General features: G+C 67.4%; 16 protein-coding genes. 12 read left to right on the top strand and 4 right to left on the bottom strand.

The genetic code is table 11. The features are described from left to right. The first annotated feature begins 194 nt into the window (after nt 1–194). Entirely contained in the window at nt 195–1832 is a 1638-nt protein-coding gene (locus R9B84_RS14795; RefSeq protein ID WP_423758496.1) for a methyl-accepting chemotaxis protein, read from the top strand. Between the two features lie 209 nt (nt 1833–2041). Beyond that, nucleotides 2042–2857 (top strand): MetQ/NlpA family ABC transporter substrate-binding protein, encoded by an 816-nt coding sequence (locus R9B84_RS14790; protein WP_423758495.1) that lies wholly within the window; start codon nt 2042–2044, stop codon nt 2855–2857. Between the two features lie 109 nt (nt 2858–2966). On the opposite strand, the gene R9B84_RS14785 is transcribed toward R9B84_RS14790, so the two are convergent. Beyond that, nucleotides 2967–3275 (bottom strand): VF_A0006 family four-cysteine protein, encoded by a 309-nt coding sequence (locus R9B84_RS14785; RefSeq protein WP_175919435.1) that lies wholly within the window; start codon nt 3273–3275, stop codon nt 2967–2969. 332 nt (nt 3276–3607) lie between these two features. On the opposite strand from R9B84_RS14785, the gene R9B84_RS14780 reads away from it, so the two are divergent. The 6 genes from R9B84_RS14780 to R9B84_RS14755 all read left to right on the top strand — a co-directional run bounded on the left by R9B84_RS14780 (nt 3608) and on the right by R9B84_RS14755 (nt 12046). Continuing rightward, a complete protein-coding gene (locus R9B84_RS14780) occupies nt 3608–4573 on the top strand; it encodes an ABC transporter substrate-binding protein (RefSeq protein ID WP_423758494.1) in 966 nt (321 codons plus the stop codon). Between the two features lie 139 nt (nt 4574–4712). Continuing rightward, nucleotides 4713–5609, top strand: a complete 897-nt coding sequence (locus R9B84_RS14775; RefSeq protein ID WP_423758493.1) for an ABC transporter permease — start codon at nt 4713–4715, stop codon at nt 5607–5609. Nucleotide 5610: 1 nt separating this feature from the next. After that, complete coding sequence (locus tag R9B84_RS14770) at nt 5611–6405, top strand: ABC transporter ATP-binding protein (RefSeq protein WP_096471832.1); 795 nt, start codon at nt 5611–5613, stop codon at nt 6403–6405. 294 nt (nt 6406–6699) lie between these two features. Then, a complete protein-coding gene (gene imuA / locus R9B84_RS14765) occupies nt 6700–7407 on the top strand; it encodes a translesion DNA synthesis-associated protein ImuA (protein ID WP_423758492.1) in 708 nt (235 codons plus the stop codon). Next, complete coding sequence (locus R9B84_RS14760) at nt 7340–8827, top strand: Y-family DNA polymerase (protein ID WP_423758491.1); 1488 nt, start codon at nt 7340–7342, stop codon at nt 8825–8827. The genes imuA and R9B84_RS14760 overlap by 68 nt, the downstream gene beginning before the upstream one ends. Before the next feature lie 6 nt (nt 8828–8833). Continuing rightward, nucleotides 8834–12046: an error-prone DNA polymerase gene (locus R9B84_RS14755; protein ID WP_423758490.1), complete on the top strand. Its 3213-nt coding sequence runs from the start codon at nt 8834–8836 to the stop codon at nt 12044–12046. A gap of 93 nt (nt 12047–12139) precedes the next feature. On the opposite strand, the gene R9B84_RS14750 is transcribed toward R9B84_RS14755, so the two are convergent. From R9B84_RS14750 to R9B84_RS14740, 3 genes are read right to left on the bottom strand one after another with little or no spacing between them, the layout of a single operon-like run. Beyond that, nucleotides 12140–13591 carry a short-chain fatty acid transporter gene (locus R9B84_RS14750; protein ID WP_423758489.1) on the bottom strand — a complete coding sequence of 484 codons (1452 nt, stop codon included), beginning with the start codon at nt 13589–13591 and terminating at the stop codon, nt 12140–12142. A gap of 25 nt (nt 13592–13616) precedes the next feature. Further along, nucleotides 13617–14552, bottom strand: coding sequence for an ornithine cyclodeaminase family protein (locus tag R9B84_RS14745; protein WP_423758488.1), 936 nt, complete (start codon nt 14550–14552; stop codon nt 13617–13619). A gap of 24 nt (nt 14553–14576) precedes the next feature. Next, nucleotides 14577–18023: a molybdopterin-dependent oxidoreductase gene (locus R9B84_RS14740; protein ID WP_423758487.1), complete on the bottom strand. Its 3447-nt coding sequence runs from the start codon at nt 18021–18023 to the stop codon at nt 14577–14579. 183 nt (nt 18024–18206) lie between these two features. Between R9B84_RS14740 and R9B84_RS14735 the strand changes: the two genes are divergently transcribed. The 4 genes from R9B84_RS14735 (at nt 18207) to R9B84_RS14720 (ending at nt 22515) form a co-directional block, all read left to right on the top strand. Then, nucleotides 18207–19118 carry a LysR family transcriptional regulator gene (locus tag R9B84_RS14735; protein ID WP_423758486.1) on the top strand — a complete coding sequence of 304 codons (912 nt, stop codon included), beginning with the start codon at nt 18207–18209 and terminating at the stop codon, nt 19116–19118. Between the two features lie 460 nt (nt 19119–19578). Next, on the top strand, nt 19579–20313 hold the full coding sequence (locus R9B84_RS14730) for a GntR family transcriptional regulator (RefSeq protein WP_047899075.1): 735 nt from the start codon (nt 19579–19581) through the stop codon (nt 20311–20313). Nucleotides 20314–20411: 98 nt separating this feature from the next. After that, entirely contained in the window at nt 20412–21515 is a 1104-nt protein-coding gene (gene nagA / locus R9B84_RS14725; RefSeq protein ID WP_262536620.1) for an N-acetylglucosamine-6-phosphate deacetylase, read from the top strand. Further along, on the top strand, nt 21508–22515 hold the full coding sequence (locus R9B84_RS14720) for an SIS domain-containing protein (RefSeq protein WP_047899073.1): 1008 nt from the start codon (nt 21508–21510) through the stop codon (nt 22513–22515). The genes nagA and R9B84_RS14720 overlap by 8 nt, the downstream gene beginning before the upstream one ends. Nucleotides 22516–22521: the final 6 nt, after the last annotated feature.

Genomic DNA, 22521 nt, shown 5'->3' with positions numbered 1-22521 from the left:
AACCGGTCTTTGTAGCACAGCGGATGCGGGCTGTCGCGTCGGTGGGTGCGTTGCGGGGCGGCGGCTGCGTGTCGGCCGCCGGTTCGCGGCACCGGCGTGTATTCAAGTTGTAAGCCTCGTTGCCGTAAATGCAAGGGCAACCGTTTGCGCGCGGCAGGCCGTTCGCGCGCATCGACATCGACAAAGGCACGCAGATGAGCAGAATGAGTTTGAACCGCAAGCTGTGGCTCGCGCTTGCGCTGGTATGGATCGGTCTCCTGGGCGTCGGCGCCTGGAGCGCCTACGAGACGCGTGCGACGATGCTCGCCGAACGCAAGGCCGGTATCGCGAATCTCGTCGACTCGGCGGCCGGCATCGTGAAGTCGTATCACGCGCTCGCACAAAGCGGCACGCTGCCCGAGGCCGACGCGAAGCGCGACGCGCTCGCGAGCCTTGCCGCGATGCGCTACGGCGATTCGGGCTACGTGTTCGTGATGGACTCGAAGCCGGTCGTGCTGATGCATCCGACGCTGCCGAAGCTGGTCGGCACGCAGGTCGGCGACTATCTCGACCCGGACGGCAAGCCGCTGTTCGCCACGATCCTGAACGCCGCGAAGGCGACCGGCAGCGGCTTCGCCGAATATCGCGGGCGGCTGCCGCACAGCGAGACCGCCGTGCCGAAGATCAGCTACGTCACGCGTTTCGCGCCGTGGGACTGGAGCATCTCGAGCGGCGTGTTCCTGAAGGACATCGACACCCTCTACTACCGCACGCTGCTCGGCCACCTCGCGGTCGTGTTCGTGATCGGCTTCGTGATCAGCGCGGCGATGCTGGTGATCATCCGCAACGTGCGCGCCAGCCTCGGCGGCGAGCCCGACGAAGCGGCCGCGCTCGCGACGCGCATCGCGCTGGGCGACCTGACGCAGCCGGTGCCCGTGCGCGAGGGCGACCGCACGAGCATGATGGCCGCGATGCGCGACATGCAGGCGCGGCTGCAGGCGACGATCGGCGGGATTCGCCAGTCGGCCGAATCGATCGCGTCGGCGAGCCGCGAGATTTCGGCCGGCAACGACGACCTGTCGCAGCGCACCGAGGAGCAGGCCGCGTCGCTGGAAGAAACGGCCGCGAGCATGGAGCAACTGACCGCGACGGTGAAGCAGAACGCCGACAACGCGCGGCAGGCGAGCGGGCTCGCGAACAACGCATCGGACATCGCGCGCACGGGGAGCGACGTCGTGAACCGCGTGATCGGCACGATGGGCGAGATCGACGACAGCTCGCGCAAGATCGCCGACATCATCGGCGTGATCGAGGGCATCGCGTTCCAGACCAATATCCTTGCGCTGAACGCGGCGGTCGAGGCCGCGCGCGCGGGCGAGCAGGGCCGCGGCTTCGCGGTGGTCGCGGGCGAGGTGCGCTCGCTCGCGCAGCGCAGCGCGACGGCCGCGAAGGAGATCCGCGAGCTGATCGTCGCCTCGGTCGAGCGCGTGCGCAACGGTTCGACGCTGGTCGGCCAGGCCGGCACGACGATGGGCGAGATCCTGCAGGCGGTCGCGCGCGTGACCGACATCATGGGCGAGATCGCGGCCGCGTCCGAGGAGCAGGCGAGCGGCATCACGCAGGTCGGGCGCGCGGTCACGCAGATGGACCAGGTGACGCAGCAGAACGCGGCGCTCGTCGAGGAAGCCACCGCGGCGGCCGCGTCGCTGCAGGAACAGGCCGCGCGGCTGCGCGACGCGATCGGCGCGTTCCGGGTCGGCGGCGCCGGCGGCGTGTCGCCGCGCCGGGCCGGCGAGCGGACGGTCGAACCCGCGTTCGGCACGAAGGCGGCCGACGAGGCGGCGGTGGCGTGACGCGTACGGCCGAGGCCGATGCGCGATAGACTCAAACGCAACTAACGGCCGAGTCGCGCGTTCACCGCCAGCACCGCTGCGGTGCATACCCATATGAGCGGGATGTATTTCACTTCCCGCCGATCCTGTGACACCATTTGCGCCTTCCTGCGAGTCGGGGCTTACCCGTATCGCGCCCTATTTCCAGTAAGCAAGAAAGCGAGAAACAGATGAAGCGTCGCAGTCTCCTGAAGGTATTTTCCGTGCTGGCTACCGGTGCAGCGCTGACGCTGTCGGCGGGCGCGCACGCCGAGGACAAGGTGATCAAGGTCGGTACGGTCGCCGGCCCGGATTCGGAAGTGTGGCAGCTCGTGCAGAAGGTCGCGAAGGAGAAGGAAGGCCTGAACGTGAAGGTCATCGAGTTCAACGACTACGTGCAGCCGAACGCGGCGCTCGACTCGGGCGACCTCGACGCGAACAGCTTCCAGCACCAGCCCTACCTCGACAGCCAGGTGAAGCAGCGCGGCTACAAGATCGTCAGCGCGGGCCTGACCTACATCTCGCCGATCGGCGTGTACTCGAAGAAGTTCAAGTCGCTGAAGGACCTGCCGCAAGGCGCGAAGCTCGCGGTGCCGAACGATCCGTCGAACGAGAACCGCGCGCTGCTGCTGCTGCAGACGCAAGGCGTGATCAAGCTGAAGTCGGGCGCCGGCACGGGCGGCAACAACGCGACGGTGCTCGACATCGCCGAGAACCCGAAGAAGCTGAAGATCTCCGAACTCGACGCCGCGCAACTGCCGCGCGTGCTGTCGGACGTCGACGCGGCCGTGATCAACACGAACTACGCGCTGGCCGCGAACCTGCAGCCGACCAAGGACGCGATCGCGCTCGAAGCGCTGACGAGCCCGTACGCGAACCTGATCGCCGTGCGCGCGAAGGACAAGGACCAGCCGTGGGTGAAGAAGCTGGTCAAGGCGTACCAGTCGCCGGAAGTGAGGGAATTCATCAAGAAGCAGTTCAAGGGCTCGATGGTCGCGTCGTTCTGAACGCCGCACACCGGTCGGACCGCTGAACGAAAAGGGCCTGCATCGCGCAGGCCCTTTTCATTGGCGCGGCCGGTGGGCGGCCACGCCGTGCGCCGCGTTCAACGTCGGCTCACATCTCGCCGCGCCGCGAACAGATCGCCATGATCTGCTGGATCGCGTAGTTGTCGCGCACGCCCGGCAGCGACTGCACGACACACTCGTGAAAGCGCCGCTCGCGCGGCAGCAGCATCGCGTTGTTGCGGTACAGCGCGTCGCAGGAGCGCTGGATCAGTTGCGCCGCCGCACCGTTGCGGCTTTCGCGCAGCGCGCCGAGCATGCAGTCGTCGTATTGCGCGTAACCGTCGGTCAGCGCGAATGCCGCGCCCGGCAGCGCCAGCGCGACGGCCGCGAATGCGATTGCACGGACTCCCCGTTTCATGTGCCCTCCGATGATGTCGCCTGGGTCGGCCGACAGCATAACGTAAAGCCGCCAACGCGGCTGACGCGTTGCGCCGATGTCGGCCGGAACCGCCGCCAGCCGGGCTTCGCACGCGGTCGCGGGCCCCGGCGGGCGGCGCAATCCGGCGCGCCGGCCGAAAGCGCGGAGTCAGGCGGTGGTCTGCGGAAATGGTATCCTCGTGCGTTCGCCGCTGCGCGCCTTCCCGGGGTGTGCGCGGGCCGGTCGCCGCCGAATTTACGCGCGACGGTGCCCGCCTGACGGCGGCGGGAATCCATCATCCAGAACCGACACAATACGGGGGAGACTCACCCATGAAGCGATTCAAGACTTTCGCGATCCGTTCGATCACGGCCGGCGTGGCCGCACTCGCACTGGCAGGCGCCGCGCACGCACAGACCGTCAAGGTGCTGTCGATCGTCGACCATCCGGCACTCGACGCGATCCGCGACGGCGTGCGCGCCGAACTGAAGGCGGAAGGCTTCGGCGACGACAAGCTCAAGTGGGAATACCAGAGCGCGCAGGGCAACACGGGCACGGCCGCGCAGATCGCGCGCAAGTTCGTCGGCGACAAGCCCGACGTGATCGTCGCGATCGCGACGCCGGCCGCGCAGTCGGTCGTCGCGGCGACGAAGAGCGTGCCGGTCGTCTATTCGGGCGTGACCGATCCGGTCGCCGCGCAGCTGGTGAAGGGCTGGGGCCCGTCGGGCACCAACGTGACGGGCGTGTCCGACAAGCTGCCGCTCGATCGCCAGGTCGCGCTGATCAAGCGTGTCGTGCCGAATGCGAAGACGGTCGGCATGGTCTACAACCCGGGCGAGGCGAATTCGGTCGTCGTCGTTCAGGCGCTCAAGGAGATCCTCGCGAAGCAGGGGATGACGCTGAAGGAAGCGGCCGCACCGCGCACCGTCGACATCGGCCCGGCCGCGAAGAGCCTGATCGGCAAGGTCGACGTGATCTACACGAACACCGACAACAACGTCGTGTCCGCGTACGAGGCGCTCGTGAAGGTCGCGAACGAAGCGAAGATTCCGCTCGTCGCCGGCGACACCGACAGCGTGAAGCGCGGCGGCATCGCGGCGCTCGGCATCAACTACGGCGACCTCGGCCGCCAGACGGGCAAGGTCGTCGCGCGCATCCTGAAGGGCGAGAAGCCGGGCGCGATCGCGTCGGAGACGAGCAGCAACCTCGAGCTGTTCGCGAACACGGGTGCGGCCGCGAAGCAGGGCGTCGCGCTGTCGCCGGATCTCGTGAAGGAAGCGAAGACGGTCATCAAGTAAGCCGCGGCCCGACCGCCGCGCTTGCGGGCCCGATCCGGGCCTGAACGACACCGCCGGACGGGCGGCTCCCACCCGGGGCCGCCCGTTCGCTTCACCCGGCCGTACACGTCCGGCCGGGAAGCAACAGGATTTCCCCATCATGTCTCTGTTCTCGTTTCTGGGCGCGCTGGAGATCGGCCTGATCTTCAGTCTCGTCGCCCTCGGGGTGCTGATCTCGTTTCGCATCCTCAACTTCCCCGACCTCACCGTCGACGGCAGTTTTCCGCTCGGCGGCGCCGTCGCCGCGACGCTGATCTCGGCCGGCTACGACCCGTTCTCCGCGACGGCGTTCGCGATCGTCGCGGGCGCGCTGGCCGGCTTCATCACCGGCTGGCTCAACGTGCGCCTGAAGATCATGGATCTGCTCGCCAGCATCCTGATGATGATCGCGCTCTATTCGGTGAACCTGCGGATCATGGGCCGGCCGAACGTGCCGCTGATCACCGAGCCGACGCTGTTTACCGTGCTGCAGCCCGACTGGATGCCCGACTTCGTGCTGCGCCCGGCGCTGCTCGCGATCGTCGTCGTGGTCGCGAAGCTCGGCCTCGACTGGTTCTTCTCGTCGCAGCTCGGCCTCGCGATGCGCGCGACCGGCGCGAACCCGCGGATGGCGCGTGCCCAGGGCATCGCGACCGGCCGCGCGACGCTCGCCGGGATGGCGCTGTCGAACGCGCTCGTCGCGCTCGCCGGCGCGCTGTTCGCGCAGACGCAGGGCGGCGCGGACATCTCGATGGGGATCGGCACGATCGTGATCGGGCTGGCCGCGGTGATCATCGGCGAGACGCTGCTGCCGGCGCGCCGGCTGGTGCTGACGACGCTCGCCGTCGTGCTCGGCGCGATCGTCTACCGCTTCTTCATCGCGCTTGCGCTGAACAGCGAATTCATCGGCCTGAAGGCGCAGGATCTGAACCTCGTGACGGCCGCGCTCGTCACGATCGCGCTGGTGCTGCCGGCGACGCGCAAGAAGCTGTTCGCGCGCAAGAACGGAGGGGCATGACATGCTGTCCGCACAAGACCTGAAACTCACGTTCAATCCCGGCACGCCGATCGAGACGCGCGCGCTGCGCGGGCTGTCGCTCGAGATTCCCGACGGCCAGTTCGTCGCGGTGATCGGCTCGAACGGTGCCGGCAAGTCGACCTTCCTCAATGCGGTCAGCGGCGACCAGCGTGTCGATTCGGGGCGCATCTCGATCGATGGCGCGGACGTCACGCGCCAGCCCGCGTGGGACCGCGCGCACCTCGTCGCGCGCGTGTTCCAGGATCCGATGGCCGGCACCTGCGAGGCGCTGACGATCGAGGAGAACATGGCGCTCGCGACGGCGCGCGGCGTGCGGCGCGGCTTCCGGGCCGCGCTCGACCGGCCGTCGCGCGAGCTGTTCCGCGACAAGCTGCGGCTCTTGAACCTCGGTCTCGAGAACCGGCTGACCGACCGGATCGGGCTGCTGTCGGGCGGCCAGCGGCAGGCCGTGAGCCTGCTGATGGCGTCGCTGCGGCCGTCGCGGATCCTGCTGCTCGACGAGCACACGGCCGCGCTCGACCCGAAGACGGCCGCGTTCGTGCTGGAACTGACCGCGCGCATCGTCGCCGAGAGCAAGCTGACGACGATGATGGTCACGCACAGCATGCGGCAGGCGCTCGACTACGGTGACCGCACGGTGATGCTGCACCAGGGGCAGGTCGTGCTCGACGTGTCGGGCGACGCGCGCAAGGGGCTCGACGTGCCGGACCTGCTGCAGATGTTCGAGAGGGTGCGTCACGAGCAGCTCGACGACGACGCGTTGTTGCTCGGCTGACGGGCGGCAGGCGGGCCGGCGCGGTGCGGGGGGCTGCATCGTGCCGGTTTGCGCGAGGGTTTGCGTGCCGATTCGGCGGGGCGATTCAGCGCGCGTGCGTCGCAGCGGGCCGGATGGTGGTGGCGGGCGTTCGGGCGGCACGATCCGGCCACGCCCGATCCGGCGCGCCGTAACATGACGGGCGCGGCGGCTTTCCCCCTGTTTTTCCTCTGACAAGAACCGGTTTCGCACCGGCGCTGTGCGACGCGAGCGCATTGCCATATACTGTATATCCATACAGTTGTGGGTGGCGTCATGCTCGCATCCTCCATTTCTCCCGAATCCCTTCATCCATCGCTCTGGCGTGGCTCGCAGCTCGCGCGGGGCGGTCCGCGCACGATCGATACCGGCTTCGCGCCGCTGTCCGCCGAGCTGCCGGGCGGCGGCTGGCCGTTCGGCGGGCTCGTCGAACTGCTGGCCGCGCAACCGGGCTGCGGCGAGATGCGGCTGCTCGCGCCCGCGCTCGCGCGCACCGTCAGCGCTCGGCGTCCGCTCGCGCTCGTCGCGCCGCCGCAATCGCCGCATGCGACCGCGCTCGCCAGTCTCGGCGTGCCGGCCGACGCGTTGCTGTGGCTGCGCGCCGGCAGCCGCACGGATGCGCTGTGGGCCGCCGAGCAGGCGCTCAAGACCGGCTGTTGCGGCGCGCTGCTGCTCTGGCAGGACGCGCGGCCCGATGCGCTGCGGCGCCTGCATCTCGCGGCCGCGCGCACGGGCGACACGCTGTTCGTGATGCTGCGCCCGCTGTCGGCCGCGCGGCAGCCGTCGCCGGCCGTGCTGCGCGTCGCGCTGTATCCCGTGCCGGGCGGCGTGTCGCTCGATATCGTCAAGCGTCGCGGGCCCGCGCGCAGCGAGCCGCTCGTGCTCGACCTGCCGTCGCCCATCGTGGAGAGTCGTTATGCGCGTCTTGCTCGGCATCCATCTGCCGCGCCTGCCGCTCGACGTGTGCGCCCCGCAGCCGTCTGACGCAGCGGCCGGCGGCGCCGGCTGCGCGGTGCTCGAGCAGGGTGTCGTGCTGATCGCCGATGCGGCCGCGCGCCGGCAAGGCGTGCGCGCGGGCATGAAGCGCGGCGGCGTGCTGACGCTCGCGCCCGAGACGCAGCTCGTCGAACGCGATCCCGCGCGCGAGGCCGATGCGCTGCGCGCGGTCGCGCTCGCGTTGCTGCGCTTCTCGCCGTGCGTCGCGCTCGACGACGAGGCCACGCTGATCGTCGACGTCGGCCCGAGCCTGCGCCTGTTCGGCGGCTTGCCGTCGCTGTGCCGCCAGGTGCGTGCGACGCTCGCGGCGCTCGGTTATGCGGCGCGCCTGTCCGCCGCGCCGACCGGGCGCGGTGCGTGGCTGCTCGCGCGTGTCTCGGCCCGCGCGCGGATCCGGCGCCGGGTGGCCGCCCCTGCGTCGCTGGTTCGCGCGCTCGACGGTCTGCCCTGCGTGCTGCTGCCCGATGCGCGTCCGTATGCGGGCTGGTTCGACGGCCTCGGTTGCCGCACGCTCGCCGATCTGCGCGGCCTGCCGCGCGCGGGGCTGCAGCGCCGCTGCGGCCCCGCGCTGCTGGCCGCGCTCGATCGCGCGTACGGCGATGCGGTCGAGCCGCTTGCGTGGATGGCGGTGCCGCCCGTGTTCGACGTGCGGCTCGAATTGCCGGAGCGTGTCGAATACGCGGAAGCCGTGCTGTTCGCCGCCCGGCGGCTCGTCGTGCAGCTCTGCGGCTGGCTGGCCGCGCGGCAACTGTCGCTGGCCGCGATGACGTTCGATCTCGAGCACGAGCGCGGCCGCCAGGCCGTGCCGCCGACGCCGCTCGAACTCGCGTTCGCCGCACCCGTGCGCGATGAGGCGCACTTCATGCGGCTGCTCGGCGAGCGGCTCGCGCGCGTCGAGTTGCCAGCCGCGGTGATCGCGGTGCGTCTGACGGCCACGCGCGTCGAATCGGTCGCGCCGCCGGCCGACGATCTGTTTCCCGAGCCGGGCGGCACGCGCGAGACGCGTGCGCGGCTGTTCGAGCTGCTGGTCGCGCGGCTCGGCGCGGAGAACGTACTGCGCGCGGCGCCCGTCGCCGATCACCGGCCCGAGGCCGCGAACCGCTGGCTGCCGCTCGATGCGCAGGCCGGCAAGCCGGCCGCTGGTCCGCCGGCCGTGCCGCCGCGTCCCGCGTGGCTGCTGGCCGAGCCGCTGCCGTTGTTGATGCGCGGGGAGCGGCCGGTATTTCATACGCCGCTCAGGATGATGTCGTCGGCGGAGCGGATCGAGGCAGGGTGGTTCGATGGTCAGCTGGCCGCGCGCGATTATCACGTTGCGCAGGATGAAGCCGGTGCGTGCTACTGGGTGTTCAGGGAGCGAGCGGGGAGCGAGTCCGAGCCGCGCTGGTTCCTGCACGGCCTGTTCGGGTGAGTGGTGATGGCTGCGGAATTCAGTTGGCTGCCCGATTACGCGGAGTTGTTCTGCCGTTCGAACTTTTCGTTCCTGCATGGCGCGTCGCATGCGGAGGAACTGGTCGAGCGTGCGGTCGAGCTCGGCTATCGCGGGATCGCGATCACCGACGAATGCTCGCTCGCAGGCGCGCCGCGCATGCATGTCGCGGCGAAGGCGAAAGGGCTGCCGGGGCTGCCGCTCGTCATCGGTTCGTATTTCGACGTCACGCCGGATGAAGTCGCGCCCGGCCACGATCCGGGCCCCGGTGCGTTCGGGCTCGTGTTGCTCGCGCAGAACCGCGAGGGTTACGGCAACCTGTCCGAGCTGATTTCGTGGCGGCGGATGGCATCGCCGAAGGGCACCTACAAGCTGACGTCGCGGATGCTGTCGGCGCCCCCCGAGGAATTTGCACATCTGCGCGGGATGCCGGATTGCTTCGCGATTCTTGTCCCCACGTATCCGGTTCGCGCGAACGTGCTCGATGCGCAGGTCGCATGGTTTCGCACGACGTTCGGCGAGCGTGCGCGGCTTGGGCTCGTGCAGTTGCAGCGCGCGCTGGATGGTGTGCAGCGCGAGGAGATTCGTGCGGCGGGCGAGCGGCGTGGCGTGCGCGTCGTTGCGCTCGGCGATGTGACGATGCACCGGCGTTCGTGCAAGGCGCTGCAGGATGTGATGACGGCGATCCGCGTCGGCATGCCGGTTTCGGAGTGCGGTTATGCGCTTGCGCCGAATGCGGAACAGCATCTGCGTTCGCGCGGACGGATCGCGAAGCTGTTTTCGCCGGAGGAGATCGCGGAGACGTGCGCGATTCTCGATGCGTGTCATTTCGACCTCGGCACGCTTCGCTACGAGTATCCCGACGAGATCGTGCCGAAGGGACATACACCAACGAGTTATCTCAAGCAGGAGACTCGGGACGGTGCACTTCAACGTTATTCCGGAAAGATACCCGAGCACGTGCAGGAGCGGATCGACTACGAGTTGACGTTGATCGAGAAGCTGCGTTACGAACCGTTCTTCCTGACCGTCTACGACATCGTCAAATACGCGCGCAGCCAGAACATTCTTTGCCAGGGCCGAGGCTCGGCAGCGAACTCGGTCGTCTGTTTCTGCCTCGGCATCACCGAGGTGAATCCCGAACAGAGCACGATGCTGTTCGAGCGCTTCATCAGCGAGGAGCGCGGCGAGCCGCCCGATATCGACGTCGACTTCGAGCATCAGCGCCGGGAAGAAGTCATTCAGCATATCTACAGGAAATACGGCAAGGATCGCGCGGCAATCGCGGCGGCCGTTTCGACATACCGACCGCGCGGCGTGCTGCGCGAAACCGGCAAGGCGCTCGGTGTGGATCCGATGCTGATCGACCGTGTCGCGAAGGGGCATCGCTGGTTCGACGGCAGCCGCGATCTGCTGCAGCAATTCGCGACGACCGGGCTCGACCCGGCGACGCCGATGATTCGCGCATGGGCCGAACTGTCGGGGCGATTGCTCAACTTTCCGCGCCACCTGTCGCAGCACTCGGGCGGCTTCGTGATCAGCCGCGGCAAGCTCACGCGGCTCGTGCCGGTCGAGAACGCGGCGATGGACGGGCGGCGCGTGATCCAGTGGGATAAGGATGATCTCGAAGCGCTCGGGTTGATGAAAGTCGACGTGCTCGCGCTCGGCATGCTGTCGGCGCTGCATCGTGCGTTCGACATGCGCACCGCGTGGCGCGGGCCGCCGGAGCCGGACGGCGAGCCGTTCACGCTGAAGCACATTCCGCAGGACGATGAAGCGACCTACGACATGATCTGCCGCGCCGATACGGTCGGCGTGTTCCAGATCGAATCGCGCGCGCAGATGTCGATGCTGCCGCGCCTGCGGCCGCGCACCTATTACGATCTGGTGATCGAGGTTGCGATCGTGCGGCCGGGGCCGATCCAGGGTGGCGCGGTGCACCCCTATCTGAAACGGCGCCAGGGCATTGAAAAAGTCAGTTACCCGAAAGAAGACCTGAAGCCTGCGCTCGAACGCACGCAGGGTGTGCCGATCTTCCAGGAGCAGGTGATGCAGGTCGCGATGATCGCGGCCGGCTTCACGCCCGGCGAGGCCGACCAGTTGCGTCGCGCGATGGCCGCGTGGAAGCGCAAGGGCAATCTGGAGCAGTATCACCGCAGGATCGTCGACGGGATGCGCGAGCGCGACTATCCGCCCGAATTCGCCGAGCAGATTTTCGAGCAGATCAAGGGTTTCGGCGATTACGGTTTCCCCGAGAGCCACGCGGCCAGTTTCGCGAAGCTCGCCTACGCCAGCAGCTGGCTCAAATGCCACGAACCCGCAATCTTCCTCGCCGCATTGCTGAACAGCCAGCCGATGGGTTTCTACCCGCCGTCGCAACTCGTGCAGGACGCGAAGCGCCACGGCGTGCAGGTCCTGCCGGTCGATGTCACGCAAAGCGGCTGGGAAGCATCGCTCGAAGCGCTGCCCGATCAGCCGCCTCCGCATGGCCAGCCGGCTGTGCGGCTAGGCCTGTCGCTCGTGCGCGGTCTCGGCGAGGCGGCCGCGCGGCGCATCGAAATCGCGCGCACGGCCGGCCCGTTCGAGAACGTCGACACATTGGCCCGCCGCGCGCAGCTCGAACGCTGCGATCTCGAAGCGCTCGCCGCCGCGAACGCGCTCGCGACGCTCGCCGGCCATCGCCGCGATGCACTGTGGCAAGCCGTCGCCGCAGCGCCGGAGCGCGACCTGCTCGCCGCCGCGCCGATCGACGAAGCGGAGAAGCCCGCGCTCGGCGCGCCGTCGGAGGGCGACGACATCCTTGCCGACTATCACACCACCGGCCTCACGCTGAACCGCCACCCGGTCGCGCTGCTGCGGCCCGCGCTGCGCGCGCGGCGGCTGTCGTCCGCGGCCGAACTGCGCGACCGCCCCGACGGCCGGCTCGCCCGCGCGTGCGGGCTCGTGACCGCGCGGCAGATGCCGGGCACCGCGAAAGGCGTGATGTTCATGACGCTCGAGGACGAAACCGGCTGCGTGAACGTGATCGTCCGACCCGAACTGCTCGCGCGGCAGCGCCGCGAAACCCTCGATTCGCGGCTGCTCGCGGCGTCCGGCGTGTGGCAGGTCGCGAGCGACGTGAGGCACCTCGTCGCGCAGCATTTCGAGGATCTGACGCCGCTGCTCGGCGGCCTGCGCACGTCGAGCCGCGAATTCCACTAAGGCCGGCATGCACGCGGCACGACGGGCGCGACACCGTTCGATCATCGCCGCGCCGCACCGCCTCCAAAGGCCGGAAGCCGACCTCGATACGCGTTACGGCATCACCGGCGGATGGTAGGCGAGCGTGCCTGCGAGAGCCCAGAGCATGAAGATCACGAGCGGCAGGTGAACAACCAGCTGCGTGAACGTGAATCCGACAATGTCGCGGGCCCGCAACCCGAGGACACCGAGTAGCGGCAGCATCCAGAACGGGTTGATCAGGTTCGGCAATGCCTCCGCTGCGTTGTAGACCGTCACGGCCCAGCCCAGATGAACCTGCAGCAGTTTCGCCGCTTCGATGACGTACGGCGCCTCGATGATCCACTTGCCGCCGCCGGACGGCACGAAGAACCCGAGCACGGCCGAATACATGCCCATCACCGCGGGAAACGACGAGTGCGACGACATCGCAACGAAGAAATGGGCGAGGTGATCGGAGAGCGGCAGTCCGGCGGGCGCCGCCGCTTTTGTCAGGATGTAGGCGATCCCGCCGTACAGCGGGAACTGGATCAGCACACCCGCAACAGACGGCACCGAACGCGCGACGGCGTTGAGGAATCGCCTCGGCCGCCAGTTCAGCAGCATGCCGAGCAGCAGGAACAGAAAGTTGTACGTGTTCAGGTTCGAGATCGCGATCAGCGGATTCCTCGTCGTGAACTCGTGCCAGGCCCAGATCGCGCCGATCGCCACGATCGCGATGGTGATGAGCGGACTGTACTCGAGCCAGTCCCCCGGGCGGGTCGGACGTGCGAGCGTGGCATGGCTTTCGTCGAGATGAATGCCCAGCTCCGTCGCGGTTTTCGCCCGTGTGTCGTTGGGCGCGGACAGATAGGCGATCAGCAGCGACGCGCCGGTCAACACGGCAGCCATCACCATCGACTGCGGGAGAAAGATCGTCTCGGTGAAGGGGATGACGCCGGAGATGGCCAGCAGCGCCTTGGGCAGGCTGTCCGGATTCGCCTGCAATTGCGATGCGGATGAACTCAATCCCAGCGCCCACGTCGCACCCATCCCGAGATAGGCAGCCGCGCCCGCTGCCCGGTAATCCATGCGCAGATCAGTGCGGCGCGCCAGCGCACGGACCAGAAGGCCGCTGAATATCAGGCTGATCGCCCAGTTGAACAGCGATGCGACGATACTGACGAGCGCAACGAACGTCACCGATGCGCGCCCGGACGACGGCAGGCGCGCGAGCGCATCGATCAACCTCGATGCGGGCGGCGACACCGCGACGACATAACCCGAGATGGCGACGATCGCCATCTGCATCGTGAACGGGATAAGACTCCAGAAGCCATCGCCGAACGCAACGCCGACCCGCGTGACCGGCGCACCGACCGCCAGTGCGCCCGCCGCCACGATCACCACCGCGAGCGCGGCGAAGATATAAGCGTCCGGGAACCACTTCTCCGACCAGCGTGCCATGCCCGCGGCCATCCGTTCCAGCATGCGTTCACGGTCAACCGCCGGCGCGTCGCCGCCCTGCACGTCCATCAGCTCTTTCATTTCGATCTCCTTGCCCGTCACGGCTTCAGTGTGTTTTTTCATATATTTGAACGGCCGCGGCCAGATCCTCCAGCGCGGTGCCGACAGCCTTGAACACGGTGCGCTGGCTGTCGTTCGTCCGCCCCCGTGCTTCGCCCCGGCACAGCGCCGTCAGTGTCCGGTTCAGGCTGTCGGACACAATGATGTTGCGCGCCAGCGGGCCCAGAAGGTCGCCGGATTTTTGCGGCGCCTCGTCCGTATCGACATAAATCTCCGCCTGCCGGAAGCAATCGTCGTCCGCTTCGCGCATGCGTGGCGTAAAGCTGCCGATCAGGTCCAGGTGCGACCCCGGTGCGAGCCACTCGCCGCAGACAATCGGTTCCGTCGCAAGCGTCGCGCAGGTGACGACGTCCGCGCGACGGATGCTTTCCTCGAGGTTCGTGACGGGTGTTGCATCGAAACCGAGACAAGTCAGCCGGTCGACCAGTCGTGCAACCGCGTCGTGATCCCTGTCCCAGACCTCGACCATCGAGATCGGCAACTGGCTGCGATACGCGAGCGGAACCAGGCTGCCGACCCGGCCGGCCCCCATCAGCACGAGGCGCGACGCATCCGGGCGAGCCAGATAGGTCGCGGCCAGTGCAGACGCAGCCGCGGTGCGGCGCGACGTGATTTCGTTTCCGTCCAGCTGCGCAAGCGGATTGCCTGTCCGCCCGTCATAGAGCACGTAGGTCGAGTGCAATCCGGGCATTCCGTGTCTCGCATTGCCCGGGTATATGTTGACCGTCTTGATGCCCAGGTAGCCGTTGTCTGCCCACGCGGGCATGATGAGCACCGTGCCTTCGTCTTCGCTGTCGGCATGGAGTGTGTGCGAATGACGAAGCGGCACGTGGCAGCCGTCGATGAACGCCTGTCGCAGGCGTGCGACCAGCGATTCGAAATCCAGCGCGTCGCGTGTCGCGACGGCGTCGAAAAATTTCATGATTAACCTTTCCTCAAACGGGGGTTATGCGTCGATGCTGACGTCGGTTGCCGGAATGGCCTGACAGGCGAGGCACATGTCGGATTCGTCCGGTCCATGCCCGCTCAAATGCGTGACTTCGCCCGATACGACCTTGACCGCGCAGCTCTCGCATTGCCCGACCCGGCAACCGCTCGGTAATGCGATGCCGAGACGCTCCGCGAACGACAGCAAGCTTCCGTCGCGGGGTGTCCAGATGACCGTGCGACGCGATCGCGTGAACTGCACCGCGTATTGCTTTGACGGGTCGGGCGTCGGCCTGGACGGCGATCTGAACGCTTCCTTGAATATGTCGAACGGCGGTACGCCGCGCTCGATCAGTCCCGACGTGATCGCCTGCATCATCGGTTCAGGGCCGCACAGATAAAATCGCGCGCGCCGCCGGATCAGGTCGTCGTCGACCACGTCGGCTGACAGATAGCCCCGCATCTGATAGTCGTGTCCCGGCGTCTCGTCGTGCGGCTGGTTGTAGCAGTTGACTACTTCGAGCTTCGGCAGCCGCCGCCTCAATGTCTCGATGCGTTCGCGGAACGCGTGAGTCGTGCTGTTCAGGTTTGCATAGAAGAGTCGCGACTCCGCCGCGCGATCCGCCTGATCCCGGATCGATTCCAGGTACGAGATGAAGGGCGTGATGCCGATGCCGCCTGCGAACATCACGATCGGCTGCCTCGATGCCGGCGGCACGACGAACGTGCCGCCGGGCGCACCGAGCAACACGGGGTCCCCGACCTTGAGCGCGCCGTGGATATAGGATGACATCGCGCCTTCGAACGCCGTGCCGTCGCGGGTCTGGCCTTTCTGGTGGCGTACCGAGATGGAGTAAGTGCGGCGATCGTCTTCGCGGGCGGCGCCCGTCAGCGAATAGGCGCGCGTCGTCCCGCCGTCGCCGAGCGACGGGATATGCAAGGTCACGTGCTGACCGGGCAAATAGTCCGGCAGTGCGCCGCCGTCCGCGGCGCGAAACGTGACGGTTCGCACGCCGCTCGCTTCTTCCCGCATGGCGGACACGACAAAATCCCGCAGGCCTTTCCACGATCGGCGCGACGGCTCGACCGACGGGTCGAGCCTGATGCGACAACGCGCGGAACGCAGCGGCGACGATCCGCTGACCGGATCGAGTTTCGTCGCCGAGACGAGCCGGTTGAAATTGCTGTTGTCGTGCCCGCCCACGGGAAGCGCATCCTGGCCGACCTCGTTGCAGGCTTGCCACCAGCCGTATTCGGCCACGATCACGTCGCGTGCGAGTTCCGGTACGACGCGTGCCTTGAAGCGTGCCGAGCCGTTTGTCGTTTCGATCACGCACCAGTCGCCGTCGACGATGCCGTGTTCCGCCGCCAGTTCGTCATTGAGTTCCGCTACCGGGTACGGCGCGCGGCGACGCAGGCTCGGCAGGCCGCGATGCTGGCTGTGGCAGTAGTACCCGTTCTTCATCGAGGTCAACGTACAGGGGAAGCGACGGCGGTTGTTCGCCCGCGCATCCTCGCCATGCTGCGGCGGTACGTACTGCGGAACGGGCGGGTAGCCGTGACGAAGCAGCTTCTCGGAGTACAGTTCGACCCGCAGCGTCTCCGTGCTGAAGCCACGAATGCCGTCGGGCGTCGCCGCAGCGTATTGCCGCTCGCTTTGGGGCAACGGCCTGTAGATGCCTTCGGGATGGGCGCGCAGCAACGCAACGTCCAGCCCGAGCGGTTCGAGCACGTGATTCCATCCCGCCTCGATGCTGCCGCCGAAGAACGCGTCTTGCATTCCGAGCCGCACGGCGAGGTCGAAGACGATGTCGTAGTCCGCGCGGCTCTCGCCTCTCGGTGGCACCATGCGCTGCCTGAGCTGCACGAGTTCGACCGCGCGCTCGTCGATCTCGAAGCCGAGGCGCAGTCCTTCCCGTTCCCACGGCGTGTTCACGGGAAGCAGGATGTCCGCATAGCGTGACGACGGCGTCTCGAAGAGATCGCAGTGAACATGAAAGTCGAGCGCGCAGAGCGCGTCGTGAGCGACGCCGCCGTCCGCCTGGGACAGCACCATGTTCGTGCCGAACGCGAACAGCGCGCGTACGCGGTAGGGTTCTCCGTCGAGGATCGCGCGATAGACGTCGCGCGCCGTTACCCAGCCCTGCGAAGGCGGGCCGAGCGGTCGCTCCGCGAGGCCGAGCGCTTTTGCGCGTTGCTGCGGGTTCAGCATCGCGTAGCTGCTGACCGCGTTGGCCGGTTGCTTCGTCCATTCCCGATTCGAGCCGCGCGTATCGAACGCACCCGTCAACGCATACAACGTCGCAATCGCTCGCTCGGTCTGGGTGGCATTGGTGTGCATGCCGACGCCCGACCACGCGTGATAGGCAATTGCCTGATGCGGCCGCAGCATTCGCGCGGCTTCGACGATGTCGGCTGCGTCGACACCCGTGATCGTCGCCGCATGTTCCGGCGTATAGGCGTCGAGCGCCTTCGAATAGAGGTCGAAGGCCGGCGTGCATTCCACGTGCATGCAGTGCCCGGCCGAATCCCGCACCGCTACGCGGCGGACGCCGGCCATCAACAGATCGGAAGGTCGGGGCGCGGTTTCCTCTCCGGCCAGTTCCAGCCGATCGAGCGTCGCGTTCCAGAGCGCGTACCGGTTGCTCGACGCATCCCTGTCGATGTCGCGCTCGCGCAGAAACCGCCCCGTGTCGGCACGTACGAGCAATGGGCCGTTCGTCCATTGCCGGACGAACGCATCGTCGACGTTGCCGGTCGCGATCATCTGCCGCGCGATCGCCATCGCGAGAGCGCCATCCGTCCCGGGATTGACGCGCAGCCACAGATCGGCCTCGCGTGCGAGTGCGGTCGGCCGCGGATCGACCACGATCAGCTTCGCCCCGTTGCGGCGGCCTTTTGCGATGGCGTCGGCCTGGGCCAGCCAGGTGTTGGCGGGATTGTTTCCCCACAGCACGATGAGCTCGGCATTCCGGTAATCCGCGACGGGAATGCCGCAGCCGAACGTAAAGGCATGCGCGCTGTCCTTGTGCCAGTTGCAGATCTCGGTCGCATAGCAAATGTTCGGGCTCCCGAATGACCAGACGAATCGCTCGACCCAGTCGATGCTGTCGCTCATCGGCGTTCCGCTTGGCGTGGTTACGCCAAACGCGACCGACTCGGCACCGTTTTCCCGTTTGAAATGGGCGAGGCGTTCCGCGATCTCGGACAGCGCTTCATCCCAGCTGATGCGTTGCCAGCCGGGGTCGGCGGCATCCTTCGGGCGCGTGCGCCGCATGGGATACAACACGCGATTCGGGTTATGTACGAGTTCGGGCGCTGCCTTTCCCTTCATGCACATCGCGTGGCCGGTCGGATGCGTGTCGTCGGGGCGGACCTTGATCATCATGTCGCCGCGCACGACGTTGATCGTGCCGCATCGCGAGCGGCACAACGTGCAATAGCCTTTCTTTTCCTGCGTCTCCATCGGTTCGCATCGTCCACTTCATGTTTGCGACTATGCTAGGAAGCGGAGGCAGCCATGACAAATTCATCCTTTCGATGGTCCGATATATATTGAATCAATATCGCGACCGTCGATCTGGTGTACTGTCCGCGCCTTCGGGGCAACGCTGATCCTGAGCGGCCCGGACTTCCCGGATCCTTTCCCGTGAACACGCACATCACCCTGCGCCAGATCGAATACTTCGTCTCCGTTGCCGATACCGGGCAAATTTCGAAGTCGGCCAATCTTTGTTCGGTGTCTCAATCGTCGATGACGATCGCATTGAGGAAACTCGAGGATGCGGTCGGTGTCGCGTTGCTTCTGCGTCATGCGAAAGGCGTCCGTCTGACACCGGCCGGCGAACGATTTCTGCGTCATGTGCAGCACGCGACGATGTCCATCGACCGCGCCGTTTCAGCCGCGCAGGAGGACCCCGAGCAAATCTCGGGGCATGTCCGTATCGGGATGACCGAAACCATCTCGGCGTATCTGATGCCGTCGCTGATGTCCGCCATTTCGCGGCGGTTCGGCAACCTGAGCGTGAGCATCGTCGAAAGCGAACGCGAAGCAATCGAGGAGATGCTGGTCGACGATCGCCTCGATATTGCGCTGCTGCTGGTGTCGAACACCGCGGAAGTCGGCGACCTGAAATACGAGACGATTCTTCGTTCGCCGCGCCGGTTGTGGACCCATCCGGATCATCCGCTGCAGGACGCCCATCGCGTCACCCTTGAGGACGTCGCGCGCGAGAACTATCTGCTGCTGGACATGGACGAGCACCTGCGAACCGTCGGCAAGTACTGGGGAAGCTACGGGATCACGCCGAACGTCTGGATGCAGAGCAAATCGATCGAAGCCGTGAGAAGCCTCGTCGCGCTCGGGCAAGGGGTGACGATACTCTCGGACCTTGTTTACCGGCCCTGGTCCCTGGAAGGAAACCGGATCAGCCGTCGCAATCTCAGCGTGACCGTGCCGACGATGGACGTCGGTGCGGTATGGCGGCGGGGCGGGGTGACGTCGGCGCCATGCCGTGCGCTGCTGGATCTGTTCCGGTCGTGGAAAAGGACGGCCGAGTAGGAGGAGGTGCGCTCGGGCACAACGGTCGTGCGGGATGCGGATCGAGCCGGCGGACGAAAGCGCGAGATTCGGCTGCGGTGAATGTTCGCCCCCATCCACGAATGCATGATGCCTGCCTGCGGCCCTTCCGGTGCCGGCCGGTTCACGTGTCCCCGTCGCACCGGCACCTCCGCCCCCGATGCATACCAGTCGGCTCAACTGGTTCTATTCCGGTCTCATATTCGCACCCGAAACCTGTCCAAGACGTGCACAGGAACTGTCCCCTTGCATACCACCCCGGGTAAATCCCTATCCCGCACTGCGTTGTAAACAAAGGATTTCCCGGCACTAAAACGCTTGCACAGCAAGGCTCCCGGCGACTTTTGCCTCTCTAATACCAGTTCGTTGACTGGTATTATGGTGGTTATATAATGCGTTCACTTTCGACGGCCTGGGGTCGTCGTCCGACACCCGGAGGCACATGGAAACCGGCTGGTCCGAACTGGCGCCCGATCCCCTCAGCGACACGCCGCTTTATCTGCAGCTCGCCCGCAACCTGGCGAGCGCGATTCACGGCGGCGCGTGGCGGGCCGGCGAGGCGCTGCCGTCGGAGCGGCTGCTGTCGGTGTCGGTCGGCGTATCGCGGATCACGGCCCGCCGCGCCCTCGCGTTGCTGGTCGAGCAGGGGCTGATCACGCGGGCGCGCGGTGCGGGCAGCTTCATCACGCCGCGCGTCGCCGATCCGCTGTCGCGTCTCGTCGGTTTCACCGCGAAGATGCAGCAGCGCGGCTTCATGCCCGATTCGGTATGGCTGTCGCGCAAGTTGCGCGCCGCAAGCCGCGACGAGATCGTGCATCTCGGCCTCGCGCCGGGCGCGACGGTTGCGCGGCTCGAACGGCTGCGCCGCGCGGACGGCATCGTGATGGCCGTCGAGCATTCGACGCTGCCGGCCGCGGTGGTGCCGGATCCGCAGGCGCTCGGTGCGTCGCTGTACGAATACCTCGAAGCGCGCGGCATGGTCGTCGTGCGCGCGCTGCAGCACTTTCGCGCGGTGAACGCGACGCGCGAGATCGCGAAATGGATGGCGGTGAAGCCGGGCGCGGCGCTCCTCGTGATCACGCGCATCGGCTATGGCGCCGACCAGCGCGCGATCGAAGTGACCGAATCGTATTGCCGCGACGACTACTACGACTTCGTCGCCGAACTGAAACGCTGACGCGCGAGACTGCCCGTGCGCGACATGCGCGAAGCAACGACACGGATTTGCAAATCACGACGCGGATGCCCGCGTCACCAGATCATCAAGAGAACGTCATGCTGACTGGAAACATCCTCACCCCCGCCGGCTGGATTCACGGTTCGCTCGACAGCGAGAACGGCCGCATCACCACGCTCGACGGCACGCCCGCCGATCCCGCGAAGAACGACGCGCCGTACATCCTGCCCGGCTTCATCGACCTGCACGTGCACGGCGGCGGCGGCGCCGACGTGATGGAAGGCGGCGACGCGATCGAGACGATCGCCCGCACGCACGCGCAATTCGGCACGACGAGCCTGCTCGCGACGACGATGACCGCGCCGCGCGACGAACTGATGAAGGTCGTCGGCAACCTCGGCAGCGTTGCGCGCACCCGCACGCCGGGCGGCGCGCGCGTGCTCGGCGTGCACCTCGAAGGGCCGTACATCAACCCCGGCAAGCTCGGCGCGCAACCCGACGCGGCCGTGTCGGCCGTGCTCGACGAAGTGCTGAAGTACCTGTCGATCGCGCCGATCCGCGTCGTCACGCTCGCGCCGGAAATCGCCGGCCACATCGAGATCATCGGCGAGATGGCCGCGCGCGGCGTGCGCGTGCAGCTCGGCCATTCGCTCGCGACCTACGACGATGCCGTCGCCGCGCTCAAGCACGGCGCATGCGGCTTCACGCACCTGTTCAACGCGATGTCGCCGCTGCATCACCGCAACCCGGGCCTGGTGGGCGCGGCGCTTGCGCATGCCGAATACGCGGAAATCATTCCCGACCTGCTGCACGTGCACCCGGGTGCGATTCGTGCGGCGCTGCGCGCGATCCCGCGCCTGTACGTCGTGACCGACAGCACGTCCGCAACCGGCATGCCCGACGGCGAATACCGGCTCGGCAGCCAGCACGTGACGAAGTGCCTCGGCGGCGTGCGGCTGGCCGACGGCACGCTCGCCGGCAGCACGCTGACGATGGACCAGGCGCTGCGCAACCTCGTGTCGCTCGGCCTGCCGATCGCCGACGTGTCGAACCGGATGTCGCGCTATGCGGCCGACTACCTCGGCATCGCCGATCGCGGCCGCCTCGAGCGCGGCGCATGGGCCGACCTCGCGGTGTTCGATCGCGACCTGAACCTCACCGCGACCTATGTCGAAGGAGAATCGATTGTCGAATATGCTTAAGGAAGCGCGCGAGTCCGCCCAGGTCGTCGCCGCGCAAATCGCCGACACCACGCGCGTCGAAGCGCTCGCCGGCCAATTGCTCGATCACCCGCCGGCCGTCGCGCTGACGGTCGCGCGCGGCAGCTCGGATCACGCCGCCAGCTATTTCGCGAGCCTGACGATGAGCCGCCTCGGCGTGCCGGTCGCGTCGCTGCCGATGTCGGTCGCGACGCTGCAGCAGGCGCCGCTGAAGGTGCAGGACCAACTCGCGATCGCCTTCTCCCAGTCGGGCAAGAGCCCCGACCTCGTCAACACGATGGCCGCGCTGCGCGAAGCCGGCGCGCGCACCGTCGCCGCCGTCAACGTGCTGCCGTCGCCGCTAGCCGATGCGTGCGAGCACCAGTTGCCGCTGCTCGCCGGCCCCGAACTGTCGGTCGCCGCGACGAAGAGCTATATCGCGATGCTGTCGCTGTCCGCGCAGATCGTCGCTTACTGGCAGCGCGACGCCGCGCTGATGACCGCGCTGCGCGGCTTGCCCGACGTGCTCGCGCAGGCCGGCCGGCTCGACTGGTCGCAGGCCGTTGCCGCGCTCGCGGGCGTCGAGCGGATGATCGTGATCGGCCGCGGCCTTGGCCTCGCGATCGCGCAGGAAGCCGCGCTGAAGCTGAAGGAAACGTCCGGCATCCAGGCCGAGGCGTTCTCGAGTGCCGAAGTCCGTCACGGCCCGATGGAGCTGATCGACCGCGACTATCCGCTGCTCGTGTTCGCGCCGCCGGGGCCCGAGCAGGCCGGCCTGCTGCAACTCGCGCAAGACATGCGCGCACGCGGCGCCGCCGTGCTGCTCGCGGCGCCTGCCGGCACACCCGGCGCGACGTTGCCGCTCGCGCAGTCCGCCCATCCGGCGCTCGACCCGATCGCCGCCATTCTTTCGTTCTACGTGATGGCGGCAGATCTCGCCGTCGCGCGCGGCCGCAATCCCGACACGCCGCGCCACCTGAACAAAGTCACCGAAACGCACTGATAGCCG

The organism is Burkholderia sp. NLJ2 (genome assembly GCF_049487195.1).
Lineage (GTDB): Bacteria > Pseudomonadota > Gammaproteobacteria > Burkholderiales > Burkholderiaceae > Burkholderia > Burkholderia pyrrocinia.
This window is presented reverse-complemented; position numbering and strand designations above follow the sequence as displayed.

Coding starts and splice junctions, on each gene's coding strand:
- R9B84_RS14795 (WP_423758496.1), top strand. CDS start 195: ATGAGCAGAATGAGTTTGAACCGCAAGCTGTGGCTCGCGCTTGCGCTG.
- R9B84_RS14790 (WP_423758495.1), top strand. CDS start 2,042: ATGAAGCGTCGCAGTCTCCTGAAGGTATTTTCCGTGCTGGCTACCGGT.
- R9B84_RS14785 (WP_175919435.1), bottom strand. CDS start 3,275: ATGAAACGGGGAGTCCGTGCAATCGCATTCGCGGCCGTCGCGCTGGCG.
- R9B84_RS14780 (WP_423758494.1), top strand. CDS start 3,608: ATGAAGCGATTCAAGACTTTCGCGATCCGTTCGATCACGGCCGGCGTG.
- R9B84_RS14775 (WP_423758493.1), top strand. CDS start 4,713: ATGTCTCTGTTCTCGTTTCTGGGCGCGCTGGAGATCGGCCTGATCTTC.
- R9B84_RS14770 (WP_096471832.1), top strand. CDS start 5,611: ATGCTGTCCGCACAAGACCTGAAACTCACGTTCAATCCCGGCACGCCG.
- imuA (WP_423758492.1), top strand. CDS start 6,700: ATGCTCGCATCCTCCATTTCTCCCGAATCCCTTCATCCATCGCTCTGG.
- R9B84_RS14760 (WP_423758491.1), top strand. CDS start 7,340: ATGCGCGTCTTGCTCGGCATCCATCTGCCGCGCCTGCCGCTCGACGTG.
- R9B84_RS14755 (WP_423758490.1), top strand. CDS start 8,834: ATGGCTGCGGAATTCAGTTGGCTGCCCGATTACGCGGAGTTGTTCTGC.
- R9B84_RS14750 (WP_423758489.1), bottom strand. CDS start 13,591: ATGAAAGAGCTGATGGACGTGCAGGGCGGCGACGCGCCGGCGGTTGAC.
- R9B84_RS14745 (WP_423758488.1), bottom strand. CDS start 14,552: ATGAAATTTTTCGACGCCGTCGCGACACGCGACGCGCTGGATTTCGAA.
- R9B84_RS14740 (WP_423758487.1), bottom strand. CDS start 18,023: ATGGAGACGCAGGAAAAGAAAGGCTATTGCACGTTGTGCCGCTCGCGA.
- R9B84_RS14730 (WP_047899075.1), top strand. CDS start 19,579: ATGGAAACCGGCTGGTCCGAACTGGCGCCCGATCCCCTCAGCGACACG.
- nagA (WP_262536620.1), top strand. CDS start 20,412: ATGCTGACTGGAAACATCCTCACCCCCGCCGGCTGGATTCACGGTTCG.
- R9B84_RS14720 (WP_047899073.1), top strand. CDS start 21,508: ATGCTTAAGGAAGCGCGCGAGTCCGCCCAGGTCGTCGCCGCGCAAATC.